The sequence below is a fragment of the Streptomyces sp. NPDC029122 genome, assembly GCF_055569445.1.
In genome coordinates this window covers 201053-214216 of sequence record NZ_JBVHWK010000003.1, presented here as the reverse complement: position 1 = coordinate 214216, position 13164 = coordinate 201053, and the positions used below count along the sequence as shown (strand labels likewise).

The 13164-nt window shown below is 69.8% G+C and carries 13 protein-coding genes; 8 read left to right on the top strand and 5 right to left on the bottom strand.

What is annotated here, in order from left to right; genetic code table 11:
• Positions 1–464 precede the first annotated feature (464 nt).
• The 5 genes from ACZ4WZ_RS05560 to dnaA all read right to left on the bottom strand — a co-directional run bounded on the left by ACZ4WZ_RS05560 (position 465) and on the right by dnaA (position 6990).
• Positions 465–992 carry a DciA family protein gene (locus ACZ4WZ_RS05560; protein ID WP_467885415.1) on the bottom strand — a complete coding sequence of 176 codons (528 nt, stop codon included), beginning with the start codon at positions 990–992 and terminating at the stop codon, positions 465–467.
• Positions 989–2125 (bottom strand): DNA replication/repair protein RecF, encoded by a 1137-nt coding sequence (gene recF / locus ACZ4WZ_RS05555; RefSeq protein WP_467885413.1) that lies wholly within the window; start codon positions 2123–2125, stop codon positions 989–991. The genes ACZ4WZ_RS05560 and recF overlap by 4 nt, the downstream gene beginning before the upstream one ends.
• A 55-nt stretch (positions 2126–2180) precedes the next feature.
• A complete protein-coding gene (gene gnd, locus ACZ4WZ_RS05550) occupies positions 2181–3056 on the bottom strand; it encodes a phosphogluconate dehydrogenase (NAD(+)-dependent, decarboxylating) (protein WP_388932821.1) in 876 nt (291 codons plus the stop codon).
• Positions 3057–3249: 193 nt separating this feature from the next.
• Complete coding sequence (gene dnaN, locus ACZ4WZ_RS05545) at positions 3250–4380, bottom strand: DNA polymerase III subunit beta (protein WP_388932817.1); 1131 nt, start codon at positions 4378–4380, stop codon at positions 3250–3252.
• Positions 4381–5244: 864 nt separating this feature from the next.
• A complete protein-coding gene (dnaA, locus tag ACZ4WZ_RS05540) occupies positions 5245–6990 on the bottom strand; it encodes a chromosomal replication initiator protein DnaA (protein WP_467885410.1) in 1746 nt (581 codons plus the stop codon).
• A gap of 357 nt (positions 6991–7347) precedes the next feature.
• Between dnaA and rpmH the strand changes: the two genes are divergently transcribed.
• From rpmH to ACZ4WZ_RS05500, 8 genes are all read left to right on the top strand, one after another.
• A complete protein-coding gene (rpmH, locus tag ACZ4WZ_RS05535; RefSeq protein WP_018547628.1) occupies positions 7348–7485 on the top strand; it encodes a 50S ribosomal protein L34 in 138 nt (45 codons plus the stop codon).
• A gap of 21 nt (positions 7486–7506) precedes the next feature.
• Positions 7507–7881, top strand: a complete 375-nt coding sequence (gene rnpA / locus ACZ4WZ_RS05530; RefSeq protein WP_467885406.1) for a ribonuclease P protein component — start codon at positions 7507–7509, stop codon at positions 7879–7881.
• A complete protein-coding gene (gene yidD, locus ACZ4WZ_RS05525; protein WP_007265231.1) occupies positions 7878–8159 on the top strand; it encodes a membrane protein insertion efficiency factor YidD in 282 nt (93 codons plus the stop codon). The genes rnpA and yidD overlap by 4 nt, the downstream gene beginning before the upstream one ends.
• A 3-nt stretch (positions 8160–8162) precedes the next feature.
• Positions 8163–9269: a membrane protein insertase YidC gene (gene yidC, locus ACZ4WZ_RS05520; protein ID WP_467885403.1), complete on the top strand. Its 1107-nt coding sequence runs from the start codon at positions 8163–8165 to the stop codon at positions 9267–9269.
• A gap of 14 nt (positions 9270–9283) precedes the next feature.
• A complete protein-coding gene (locus ACZ4WZ_RS05515; protein ID WP_467885401.1) occupies positions 9284–9796 on the top strand; it encodes a Jag family protein in 513 nt (170 codons plus the stop codon).
• A 128-nt stretch (positions 9797–9924) separates the two neighbouring features.
• The gene (rsmG, locus tag ACZ4WZ_RS05510; RefSeq protein WP_467885398.1) at positions 9925–10662 is read left to right on the top strand and encodes a 16S rRNA (guanine(527)-N(7))-methyltransferase RsmG; all 738 of its coding nucleotides are present in this window, start codon (positions 9925–9927) and stop codon (positions 10660–10662) included.
• Positions 10663–10918: 256 nt separating this feature from the next.
• Positions 10919–12046, top strand: coding sequence for a ParA family protein (locus ACZ4WZ_RS05505; RefSeq protein ID WP_467885395.1), 1128 nt, complete (start codon positions 10919–10921; stop codon positions 12044–12046).
• Positions 12043–13119, top strand: coding sequence for a ParB/RepB/Spo0J family partition protein (locus ACZ4WZ_RS05500; RefSeq protein ID WP_467885392.1), 1077 nt, complete (start codon positions 12043–12045; stop codon positions 13117–13119). The genes ACZ4WZ_RS05505 and ACZ4WZ_RS05500 overlap by 4 nt, the downstream gene beginning before the upstream one ends.
• Positions 13120–13164: the final 45 nt, after the last annotated feature.

Genomic DNA, 13164 nt, shown 5'->3' with positions numbered 1-13164 from the left:
CGGACCAGCTGGTGCACCGGCGGAGCGGCCGCGTCGATCTGCGTTGTATGCGTGATCCCGCGAACGGGCGGGATTCACTCCAGTCTACCGGTACCACTGACATGAATGGGGGTTTGCCGGTACCTGAGTCCGCATGTGCCGCCCTGAACCTCCACCTTCCGACTCCCCATATCCGGGCAGGGGCTCAAAGAGGCTCACACGGGCATCCAGCGCTTCGGGCTGTCAACCTTCCACTACCGTGAGGGACACCACCCGCGCCGCCCCCGCCGGGAGGCTCCGCCGGGGCCGTCGCACAGGGCTCCGCCAGGTCGCCGAGAGGGTTGCGCGGGGCCCCGCGCAAGCCCCCGGCAAGCCAGACGTACGGGCGTACGCGGGCCCGGCGGCGCCGGCCGGAACCGCCTCGGGCCCGTACCGCCCGGCCGCGGCGGCCGGGCGGTACGGGCGGCGGCAGGGCGCGGGCCCGCTCAGCCGTAGGTGTCGCCCGGCCCGCTGCTGCCCGGGGCGCGCCACGGCCCGTACCGCTTGGGACGGCCGCCGGGGCCCTGCACCTTGATCAGCCGGACCGTCCCCTGGCCGAGGTCCGCGTTCAGCCGCGCCACCAGCTGCGGGGCCAGCAGCTTCAGCTGCGCGGCCCAGGCCGAGGAATCGCACCGTACGAGGAGTTCACGCTCCTCGTAGCGCTCCGGTTCACAGTGCGCGGCGATCTCCGGGCCGACGATCTCCGACCAGCGCTCCATCACCCCGGCCACGGCGATGGGCATCTCCCAGCCCCGCTCCGTGCGCAGCCGGTCCAGCGCCGCCATCAGCGGCATCGGGTCCCGGCCGTCGGCCCGAGCGCCCGAGCGCAGCCCCGGCTGCTGCCGGCGTCCCCGCCCGCTCACCGCGTTGCCCCGCGCGCGGGCCTGCTCGCGCGCGGCCGCGAGGGCCTGGCGGGCCAGGTCCACCCCGGACGGCTCCGGGTTCTTGCGCTCGTGCCGCTCCGCCTCGTTCACAGCCGGGTCACCTCACCGCCGGACACCCCGAAGCGCATCCCCGTCAGCACGCCCGGAACGTCATCGTCCACCGCCGCCGTCACCAGCACCTGTTCGCCGCCCGCCACCAGCTCCGCGAGCCTCTCGCGGCGGCGCGCGTCCAGCTCCGCGAAGACGTCGTCCAGGATCAGCACCGGCTCCGCCCCCTCCGAGCGCAGCAGCTCGTACGAGGCCAGGCGCAGGGCCAGGGCGTACGACCAGGACTCGCCGTGGCTGGCGTACCCCTTCGCGGGCAGTTCGCCCAGGCGCAGCAGGAGGTCGTCGCGGTGCGGGCCGGCCAGGGTCACTCCGCGCTCGATCTCCTGCTTGCGGACCTCGGACAGGGTGCCGAGCAGCACCTCGTAGAGCTCCTCGCGGGTCCGCGCCGCGCCGGTGTCGACCGGCTCGCCGGCCGAGGACCTGTACGCGAGCCCGAGCGGGCCGCCGCCGGGCGCGAGCTGCTCGTACGCCTTGTCGGCGAGCGGCAGCAGGGTGGCGATCAGGTCGAGGCGCTGGGCGAGCAGCTCGGCACCCGCGCGTGCGAGGTGCTGGTCCCAGACGTCGAGGGTGGAGAGGTCCATGGAGCGGCCGCCGTGCCGGCGGGCCATCGCGGCGGACTTCAGGAGGGTGTTGCGCTGTTTGAGCACCCGCTCGTAGTCGGAGCGGACCGCCGCCATTCGGGGCGAGCGGGCCGTCACGAGCTCGTCGAGGAAGCGGCGCCGCTCCCCTGGGTCGCCCTTGACGAGGGCGAGGTCCTCCGGGGCGAACAGCACGGTGCGCACGATGCCCAGCACGTCGCGGGGCCTGACCTGCGAGGAGCGGTTGACGCGGGCGCGGTTGGCGCGGCCGGGGTTCAGTTCGAGCTCGACCAGCTGCTGGCGTTCGCCCTGGGTGACGGCGGCCCGGATGATCGCCCGGTCGGCGCCCATCCGCACGAGCGGGGCGTCGGAGGAGACCCGGTGGCTGCCCAGGGTGGCGAGGTAGCCGATGGCCTCGACCAGGTTCGTCTTGCCCTGGCCGTTGGGGCCCACGAAAGCCGTGACGCCCGGGGCGAGGGGTACCTCGGCCCGGGCGTACGAGCGGAAGTCGGCCAATGAGAGATGCGAAACATGCATACGGCGCCGACCTCCCCCGGCTTCCTGCTGCTGTGCTCTGTGGTGCTGGGTGCTGCTACTTCTTCTCGACCGCGTGGCCGCCGAACTGGTTGCGCAGCGCGGCGATCATCTTCATCTGCGGCGAGTCGTCCTGGCGGGACGCGAACCGGGCGAACAGCGAGGCGGTGATCGCCGGCAGCGGGACCGCGTTGTCGATGGCCGCCTCGACGGTCCAGCGGCCCTCGCCCGAGTCCTGGGCGAAGCCCTTGAGCCCGTCCAGGTGCTCGTCCTCGTCCAGCGCGTTGACGGCGAGGTCCAGCAGCCAGGAGCGGATGACCGTGCCCTCCTGCCAGGACCGGAACACCTCGCGGACGTCGGTGACCGAGTCGACCTTCTCCAGGAGCTCCCAGCCCTCGGCGTAGGCCTGCATCATGGCGTACTCGATGCCGTTGTGGACCATCTTCGCGAAGTGGCCGGCGCCGACCTTGCCGGCGTGCACGGCGCCGAAGTCACCCTCGGGCTTGAGGGCGTCGAAGATCGGCTGGACCGCGGCGACATGCTTCTCGTCGCCGCCGTACATCAGCGCGTAGCCGTTCTCCAGGCCCCAGACGCCACCGGAGACGCCGCAGTCGACGAAGCCGATGCCCTTGGCCTTCAGCTCCTCGGCGTGCTTCTCGTCGTCGGTCCAGCGCGAGTTGCCGCCGTCCACGACGATGTCGCCGGGGGAGAGCAGCTCGGCCAGCTCGTCGACGGTGGACTGCGTCGCCGCTCCTGCCGGGACCATCACCCACACGACGCGGGGGGCCTGCAGGCCGTCCACAAGCTCCCGCAGGCTGTGGACATCGGCGAGGTCCGGGTTGCGGTCGTATCCGATGACGGTGTGGCCTGCGCGGCGAATGCGCTCGCGCATGTTGCCGCCCATCTTGCCGAGACCGACGAGACCGAGCTCCATCAGGTGGGTTCCTTAAGCGTTGGGGCCGTCTGTACAGGGGCTTCCCCGGCACCGGTGGTCTCCGGTGGCCTTTCCGGGCCGCCCGCCGGATCCGAGCCTACGCCGGGCCGTGGCGACGGGCCGCTCCGGACGGCACCGGGCCCGGCACTCGCGGCTGCGAGACCGGGCCCGGTGCCGGCGTACGGCGGAGCGGTCAGCCGGAGAGACGGACCGGCATGATCAGGTACTTGTAGGCCTCGTCGGCCTCCGCGTCCACCGCGGGCCGGCCGCTGAGCAGGGCGGGCTTGGTCGACGTGGTGAAGCTGAGCTGGGCGGCGGGCGAGTCGATCGCGCTCAGGCCGTCCAGCAGGAAGGTCGGGTTGAAGGCGATCGAGATGTCGTCGCCCTCGAGGTTCGCGTCGACGCGCTCCACAGCCTGTGCATCGTCGCTGGAACCGGCCTCCAGGATCAGCACGCCCTGCTCGAAGCTGAGGCGGACCGGGGTGTTGCGCTCGGCGACCAGGGCCACGCGCTTGACGGCCTCGACGAAGGGCGCGGTCTCGATCACGGCGACGGAGTTGAACTCCGTCGGGAAGAGGGTGCGGTACTTCGGCAGGTCGCCCTCGAGCAGGCGGGTCGTGGTGCGGCGGCCAGCGCCCTCGAAGCCGATGAGGCCCTCGCCCTGGCCGGAGCCGGAGAGCGCCAGGGTGACGGTGTCACCGCTGGTGAGGGACTTGGCGGTGTCGAGGAGGGTCTTGGCGGGGACCAGGGCCACGGCCGAGGCGTCCGGGTTCTCCGGCTTCCACAGGAACTCGCGGACCGCGAAGCGGTAGCGGTCGGTGGAGGCCAGGGTGACGCGGTCGCCCTCGATCTCGATGCGGACACCGGTGAGCACGGGCAGCGTGTCGTCGCGGCCGGCGGCGATGGCCACCTGGGCGGCGGCGGAGGCGAAGACCTCGCCGGGCACGGTGCCGGTCGCGGTCGGCATCTGCGGCAGCGCCGGGTACTCCTCCACAGGCAGGGTGTGGAGTGTGAACCGGGAGGAGCCGCAGACCACGGTCGCCCGTACACCGTCTGTGGAAATCTCCACCGGGCGGTTGGGGAGGGCGCGGCAGATGTCGGCGAGCAGCCGGCCGGAGACGAGGACGGTGCCGTCCTCCTCCACGTCCGCCTCGACGGAGACGCGGGCCGAGACCTCGTAGTCGAAGCCGGAGAGGGACAGGGTGCCGTCCTCGGCCTTCAGCAGCAGGCCCGCGAGTACGGGCACCGGCGGCCGGGCCGGGAGGCTGCGTGCAGCCCAGGCCACCGCCTCCGCGAGTACGTCGCGCTCCACCCGGATCTTCACCGGAACCGCCTCCTGCTGTTGCTCGCTCGTCTTGCCGGCCTTCGTCGTCGGCTCGTCGATGCCTCGACCGATGCCGGGGACCAGTCTGACGTACGGCGCCGACAGTCGTCGCGGCTGGCGGTCAAGTCGGGAGCGAGGAGGCGGGGCGGCCGACCGGCGAGTTGTGCACAGGCCCTGCTTGAAAACCGAAACCGGCCTAACTCTCCATGGGGGTAGTAGTAGGGCCTGTGGAAACGGTGGATAAGCCCGTTCTCGCAGGTCAACCCGGGTTTTTTATCCCCACACCCTGTGGGTGGGACCGGTGGACAACCCGGTGTCTCTGTGGAGAACAGAAAGTTCTGCACAGGCCGTCCCCAGGAGACCCCCACTACTCCACAGGTGTGTCCCCAGCTTTTCCCCAGAAGTCCACAGAGCAAACGTCGACATCCGTGTGACCGCTTTCACTCGGGGCGGTGAGCTGGGGTGTGGCGTTGCCGAACAGTGGACAACGGTGTGGAGAACCGCCGGGAACCTGTGCACAGGATGCGGGAACCTGTGGGTCGGCGGTGGACGGAGGAGTGGATGAGCCTGTGGACGGTTTTTCTGTCCACAGGCTGTGGATGACGCTTGCTCACAATTCCACAGGCATCTGACCTGCCCTGATGGGGTCTCAAGCCGCAGCCCTGTGGACAGATTGTGGGTGACGGTGGCTGTCCTCAGGCTGTGGACGGAAGAAAACCGGGGAATCTGTGGATGACGGTCCCTCCTGGGGGCGCATTCGAACAGAGCAAGGGCGCACGGACGAAGAAGGGCGCCCCGGTTCGAGCCGGAAGCGCCCTGTCTTGAGGTGTGAGGGGCCGCCAGCAGGCCCCCGGGGGGCCCGCGTCAGCCGTTCTTGATGCGGTTCGTGAGCTCCGTGACCTGGTTGTAGATGGAGCGCCGTTCCGCCATCAGGGCGCGGATCTTGCGGTCCGCGTGCATGACGGTGGTGTGGTCCCTGCCGCCGAACTGGGCCCCGATCTTGGGCAGCGACAGGTCGGTCAGCTCCCTGCACAGGTACATGGCGATCTGCCGGGCGGTGACCAGGACGCGGCTGCGCGAGGACCCGCACAGGTCGTCCACGGTCAGCCCGAAGTAGTCGGCGGTGGCCGCCATGATGTCGGAGGCGGTGATCTCCGGTGCGCTGTCCTCGCCGCCCGGGATCAGGTTCTTGAGGACGTCCTCCGTGAGCCCGAGGTCCACCGGCTGCCGGTTGAGGCTCGCGAAGGCGGTGACGCGGATCAGCGCCCCCTCCAGCTCGCGGATGTTGCGCGAGATGCGGGAGGCGATGAACTCCAGTACCTCCGGCGGGGCGTTGAGCTGCTCCTGGACGGCCTTCTTGCGCAGGATCGCGATCCGGGTCTCCAGCTCGGGCGGCTGGACGTCCGTGATCAGGCCCCACTCGAAGCGGTTGCGGAGCCTGTCCTCCAGGGTGACGAGCTGCTTGGGCGGCCGGTCCGAGGACAGGACGATCTGCTTGTTGGCGTTGTGGAGCGTGTTGAAGGTGTGGAAGAACTCCTCCTGGGTCGACTCCTTGCTCGCGAGGAACTGGATGTCGTCGACGAGCAGGATGTCCATCTCGCGGTACCGCTTGCGGAAGGCGTCGCCCTTGCCGTCGCGGATGGAGTTGATGAACTCGTTGGTGAACTCCTCCGAACTCACGTACCGCACGCGGGTGCCGGGGTAGAGGCTCCGCGCGTAGTGCCCGATGGCGTGCAGCAGGTGCGTCTTGCCGAGGCCCGACTCCCCGTAGATGAAGAGCGGGTTGTACGCCTTGGCCGGCGCCTCGGCGACGGCCACCGCGGCGGCGTGCGCGAAGCGGTTGGAGGCGCCGATGACGAAGGTGTCGAAGAGGTACTTCGGGTTCAGCCGGGCGGTCGGCTCCAGCGGGCCCGAGGTGGAGCCGCCGGAGGGCGCCGACGGCGGCGGCGCGGGGGTGGGGCGGCCGGGCGCGGAGCGCGGGGGAGACTGCTCGTACTGCTGCTCGTAGCCCTGGGGCTCGTACTTCTGTGATTCGTACTTCTGCCCCTCGTAGCCGCCCTGGTCGTAGCCGCCCTGGTCGGGCTGCTGGAGGTAGCCGGGCTGCGGGGAGGCGTACGGGTCGCGCTCGGGGAAGCCGCCCAGGCGCTGCTGCTGCCAGCCGTACTCGTCCTGGCCGCCGCGGGGCCAGGAGCCGGGCTCCTGGCGCGGCTGCTGGTAGTCCGGGTAGGCGGGGCGGGCGGCGGGCAGCTGGTCCTCGCCGGGGCCGGCGCCGGGGCGCTGGCCGCCGTACGGCTCGTAGCCCTCGCGCGGGGAGGAGGCGGGCGGGGCGGGCTCGCCCGCGGAGTCGTCGACCGTGATGGCGATGCGGATCGGGCGGCCGCACTCGCGGCTCAGGGCGTCGCTGATGAGGGGGGCGAGCCGGCCCTCGAGGACGCGCTTGCCCCATTCGTTGGGGACGGCGAGCAGGGCGGTGTCGGCGACCAGGGCCAGCGGCTGGCATCGTTCCACCCACTGCTTGTCCTTGGGCTCGATCCCCTGCTGGCCCTCCCCGAGCAGCTTCTCGAGCACGCGTGGCCACACTGCGGCAAGATCGGCAGGTACGTCAGCCACAGGGCACGCTCTCTCACAGGTCCCGTCCCACGAATGTGTGGTTCTTTGGGACGGTCGGGACAAAAAATCCGGGATCAGTCAACGGTAGTCAGGCCGGTGGCTAGGGTTCAAGTCGTTGTCCACAGCCTGTGCACAGTGTGGGGCAGGGCCGCTCGGTTTGACCGGATGGCGTAGCCGCGCGTACCGTAACGAGGTCGAGTTGTCGATGGCTGCTGCCGCCTGCCTACCGATGGGCGAAGATCACGCTTTGTGATCGTTTAGCGGTGTCCACTCGGGCGAACACGCGAGTTCCTCGTGGGCGCACGGTGACAGCCAGGCGATGTACCGCCACAACGATTCATTCTCTGGAGCCCCCGAGTGAGCAAGCGCACCTTCCAGCCGAACAACCGCCGTCGTGCCAAGACCCACGGCTTCCGCCTGCGGATGCGTACCCGTGCCGGTCGCGCGATCCTCGCGAACCGTCGCAGCAAGGGCCGCGCCGCCCTTTCCGCGTAACAACGCGCAGGTCGTGACGTCGTGCTGTCTCCCGAAAATCGGCTGAGGCGGCGCGAGGACTTCGCGAGCGCGGTGCGTCGAGGACGCCGGGCCGGTCGCCCGTTCCTCGTCGTCCACCTACGTACAAGCGGTGCCACGGACCCGCACGAGCCGGGGGATGCAGATCCCTCGCCGCGTGCGGGTTTCGTCGTCAGCAAGGCTGTCGGCATCGCCGTCGTCCGCAACCGGGTCAAGCGCCGGCTCCGCCATCTCATGCGTGATCGGCTGGCTCAGCTGCCCGCCGGTAGCCTGGTGGTGGTGCGGGCCCTGCCCGGAGCCGCTGACGCCGGCGTCGACGAGCTGGCCCGCGACCTGGACGCCGCCTTGGCGCGGCTGCTGGGAGGCGTGGCTCGATGAAGTACCCGCTGCTCGCTTTGATCAAGCTGTACCAGTGGACGATCAGTCCGCTGCTCGGGCCGGTGTGCCGCTATTACCCGTCGTGTTCGCACTACGGGTTCACGGCCATCGACCGGCATGGTGCGGTGAAGGGGACGGCTCTGACCGCCTGGCGGATCCTGCGGTGCAATCCGTGGTCCCCGGGCGGTGTGGATCATGTCCCACCCCGGAAACGCCCGCGTTGGCACGAGCAGCTGCGCAGTGCGTTGCGTAGATCTCGCAATGCTCAAGGAGCCTGATTAGTGGACACGATTGCCAGTCTGTTCAGCTTTATCACCACACCCGTGTCGTGGATCATCGTCCAGTTCCACAAGCTGTACGGGGCGGTCTTCGGTGCGGACAGTGGATGGGCCTGGGGCCTGTCCATCGTGTCCCTGGTGGTCCTGATCCGTATCTGCCTGATCCCGCTCTTCGTGAAGCAGATCAAGGCGACGCGTGGCATGCAGGCGCTCCAGCCGAAGATGAAGGCGATCCAGGATCGCTACAAGAACGACAAGCAGCGTCAGTCCGAAGAGATGATGAAGCTGTACAAGGAGACGGGTACCAACCCGCTCTCCTCGTGCCTTCCCATCCTGGCGCAGTCCCCGTTCTTCTTCGCGCTCTACCACGTGCTCGCGAGCATCGCGAACGGCAAGACCGTCGGTGTCATCAACCAGTCGCTGCTGGAGAGCGCGCGGCAGGCCCACATCTTCGGTGCCCCGCTGGCCGCGAAGTTCACGGACTCCGCCGACAAGGTCGCGGGCCTGGACGCCTCGATCACCGACGTGCGCATCGTGACCGCCATCATGATCATCCTGATGTCGCTGTCGCAGTTCTACACGCAGCGCCAGCTGATGCAGAAGAACGTCGACCTCTCGGTCAAGACGCCCTTCATGCAGCAGCAGAAGATGCTCATGTACATCTTCCCGGTGATCTTCGCCGTGATGGGCATCAACTTCCCCGTCGGTGTCCTCGTCTACTGGCTGACCACCAACGTGTGGACCATGGGCCAGCAGATGTACGTGATCAACCAGAACCCGACGCCGGGCAGCAAGGCCCAGGACCAGTACCTGACCCGTCTGCTGAAGCACGTCAGCACCCACGGCAACGTCAAGGGCCGGGGCAAGAAGAAGGTCGTGGCGGCGATCGTGGCCAAGGGACCGGACCGCAACGACAACGAGCGGAAGTTCATCACCGCGCTGACGAAGCAGGGCATGGCCGCGCAGCCGGACGGTTCCGTCATCAAGAGTTCTGAGGCCACGGCCGACTCGGACGCGGCGAGCGGCGGTGTCGCCACCAAGCGGCAGCAGCCGAAGCGGCAGTCGAAGTCGAAGCGTCAGACGCCCCCCAGCAAGCCCTCCAAGAAGTAGAAGGAGTCCCTCCCGTGACGGAAGGCACCACCACCGCCGCCGCTGAGAGTGGCGACACCCTGACCCGCCTCGAGCAGGAGGGCGAGATCGCGGCCGACTACCTTGAGGGTCTGCTGGACATCGCCGACCTGGACGGCGACATCGACATGGACGTCGAGGCCGACCGCGCCGCGGTGTCGATCGTCAGCGACTCCTCCAGCCGTGACCTGCTGAAGCTCGTGGGCCGCGAGGGCGAGGTCCTGGAGGCCCTCCAGGAGCTGACCCGCCTCGCCGTGCACCGGGAGACCGGCGACCGCAGCCGGCTGATGCTGGACATCGCGGGCTTCCGGGCGAAGAAGCGCGAGGAGCTGGCGGCGCTGGGCGCCCAGGCCGCCGCGGACGTGAAGGCCTCGGGCGAGCCGCTGAAGCTGGCCCCGATGACCCCCTTCGAACGCAAGGTCGTCCACGACGCCGTGGCGGCCGCCGGTCTGAAGAGCGAGTCCGAGGGCGAGGAGCCGCAGCGCTTCGTCGTTGTGCTCCCGGCCTGACCGGAATGTTGTGCGTCGGCCCCGCCTGTGTCGCAGGCGGGGCCGAAGTTTGTAAGCCTGGCAGTTGAACGACACGGTTGAACGACACGGTTCTGGCGTGAGCGGTTCTGTACGGAAGGACGGTCCCCGTGACGGAGGCAGCGGAGCTTCCCGCAGCGCCTGAAGAGGCGCCCCCGGCGCCCGAACAGGCGCGCGCGGTGTTCGGTGAGTTTTTCCCGGAAGCTGTGCGGTACGCGGAGCTGCTGGCGGACGCGGGGGTCAAGCGGGGCCTGATCGGGCCGCGTGAGGTTCCCCGGCTGTGGGAGCGGCACCTGCTGAACTGCGCGGTGCTGTCCGAGGTGGTGCCCGAGGGCGTCACGGTGTGCGACGTGGGCTCGGGTGCCGGCCTGCCCGGTATCCCGCTCGCCCTGGTGCGGCGGGACCTGAAGATCACTCTGCTGGAACCCCTGCTGCGCCGGACGACCTTCCTCCAGGAGGTCGTGGAGCTGCTCGGGCTGGATCACGTCACCGTGGTGCGCGGCCGGGCCGAGGAAATGCTCGGCAAGCTCCAGCCGGTGCACGTGGTGACGGCCCGTGCCGTGGCCCCGCTGGACCGGCTCGCGGGATGGGGCGTGCCCCTGCTGCGTCCCTACGGGGAGATGCTGGCGCTTAAGGGCGACACCGCCGAGGAGGAGCTGGTCGCGGCGAAGGTCGCGCTGACCAAGCTCGGTGTGGTGAAGACCTCGGTGCTCCACGTGGGCGAGGGCGTCGTCGACCCCCTGTCCACGGTGGTCCGGGTGGAGGTCGGAGAAAGCCCCGGAGGAGTGAGGTTCGCGGCCAAGCGGGCTAAGGCCGCGCGGGTGGGGCGGACGCGCAGGCGTCGGTGACCCGCGCCGCCGATGGTGTCGTTCGGGGCGGGTTGGGCCCTATAGGTATGGATTTCGGAGTGTCGTAGCGGGCTGAAGACTCCGTCCGGGCATCGTGTTTCACGTGAAACGTCGCTCTCTGCTGCACGGAATCATCAGCCGCGGCCGTGCTGCTGCGGCCCCCCGCGACCGTAAGGACGCGGGGGTGACGGAGTTGTCCACAACGGTGGATTCATCCACAGGAGAACGGGCCCCGCTGGTTCGCGACCCGGGTGGCATGGCAGGCTCTGTTCATCGCGAGCCCGCTGCCGAGGAGAGTGACACCGTGCGGTCCGACGCCAACCTCGCGGGGCCGATGGCCGATCCGGTCCCCGGTCCCCGCTCTGAATCGCCCGGTGAGGGCGTTCCAATGGGAGCACCCCCAGCGGTAGCCGGGGGAGACACGTCCTCCCCGTCCCTCGTGGACAACGACGACATCGAGGACACCCCGATCGGCCGTGCCGCCCAGCAGGCGATCGAGGCCATCGGGCGCACCGGTGCCGCCCTCCCGCGGCCGGCGCAGACCCGGATCATGGTCGTGGCCAACCAGAAGGGCGGCGTCGGCAAGACCACGACGACCGTGAACCTGGCGGCCTCGCTGGCCCTGCACGGTGCCCGGGTCCTGGTCATCGACCTCGACCCGCAGGGGAACGCCTCCACGGCCCTGGGCATCGACCACCACGCGGAGGTGCCGTCCATCTACGACGTGCTCGTGGACAGCCGGCCCCTGCTGGAGGTCGTCCAGCCGGTGGTGGACGTGGAGGGGCTGTTCTGTGCCCCCGCCACGATCGACCTCGCGGGCGCGGAGATCGAGCTGGTGTCTCTGGTGGCCCGTGAGAGCCGGCTCCAGCGGGCGATCCAGGCGTACGAGCAGCCCCTCGACTACATCCTCATCGACTGCCCGCCCTCCCTGGGCCTGCTGACGGTGAACGCCATGGTGGCCGGGGCGGAGGTGCTGATCCCGATCCAGTGCGAGTACTACGCGCTGGAGGGCCTGGGACAGCTGCTGCGCAATGTCGACCTGGTGAGGGCCCACCTGAACCCGGCCCTGCACGTGTCGACGATCCTGCTGACGATGTACGACGGCAGGACGCGACTGGCCTCGCAGGTGGCGGACGAGGTGCGCACCCACTTCGGCAAGGAGGTGCTGCGCACGAGCATCCCGCGGTCGGTGCGGATCTCGGAGGCTCCGAGCTACGGGCAGACGGTGCTCACGTACGACCCGGGTTCCAGCGGTGCCCTTTCCTACCTGGAGGCGGCGCGGGAGATCGCGCTGCGGGGAGCCGGAATCCATTACGACGCCCAGCACGCCCATGTGGGCGCGGGCATGAACAGCACGCAGAGTGTGGCGGAGGGGATCCAGTGAGCGAGCGACGTAGGGGCCTGGGGCGGGGGCTCGGCGCGCTGATCCCGGCCGCTCCTCAGGAGCCGGTGATGGGCGCGGGGTCGACGTCTCCGTCGGCGGTGCCGGTGCTGCCGTCGGAGCGGGGGATCGCCGCGGCGAAGCTCGCCGCGCTGGTGCAGGCGGATGTTTCACGTGAAACACCGCTCCCGGTCGAGGAGGAGGCTCCGCAGCCGACGGTCGAGGGAGTGCCGGGGGCGAGGTTCGCGGCGCTTCCGCTGGATGCGATCTCGCCGAACCCGTGCCAGCCGCGCAACATGGAGCAGCTGGACGAGGAGGCCATGGCGGATATGGTCTCCTCCATTCAGACCGTGGGCCTCCTCCAGCCCGTGGTGGTCCGGGAGACGGAGCCCGGGCGCTATGAGCTGATCATGGGCGAGCGGCGTTTCCGGGCATGCGGTCAGGCCGGATTGGATCGCATCCCCGCGATCATCCGGGCGACGGACGACGACAGGCTCCTGCTGGACGCCCTTCTGGAGAACCTGCACCGGGTGCAGCTGAACCCCTTGGAGGAGGCTGCCGCGTACGACCAGCTCCTCCGGGAGTTCAACTGCACGCACGACCAGCTGGCGGACCGGATCGGACGTTCGCGTCCGCAGGTCTCGAACACCCTGCGGCTGCTGAAGCTCTCGCCCAAGGTGCAGAGCCGGGTGGCCGTGGGTGTGCTGTCTGCCGGGCACGCGCGGGCGCTGCTGTCGGTGGAGGACTCGGAGGAGCAGGACCGTCTCGCCCAGCGGATCGTGGCCGAGGGCCTGTCGGTGCGTTCGGTCGAGGAGATCGTGCAGCTGATGGGTTCGGAGCCGTCGAGCGCCGTGAAGCCCAAGGGCCCGCGGGCCGGGACTCGGTTGTCTCCGGCGCTGAGCGAGCTGGCGACGCGTCTGTCAGACCGGTTCGAGACCCGCGTGAAGGTGGACCTCGGCCAGAAGAAGGGCAAGATCACCGTCGAGTTCGCCTCGATGGAGGATCTGGAGCGGATCCTGGGAACCCTGGCACCGGGTGAGGGCCGCGTCCTCGAACAGGGCCTCTCCGGGGAGTAGTACCCGGCTCGTGCCCCTCGCTGCCCCCTGCTTCTTCGAGATGTC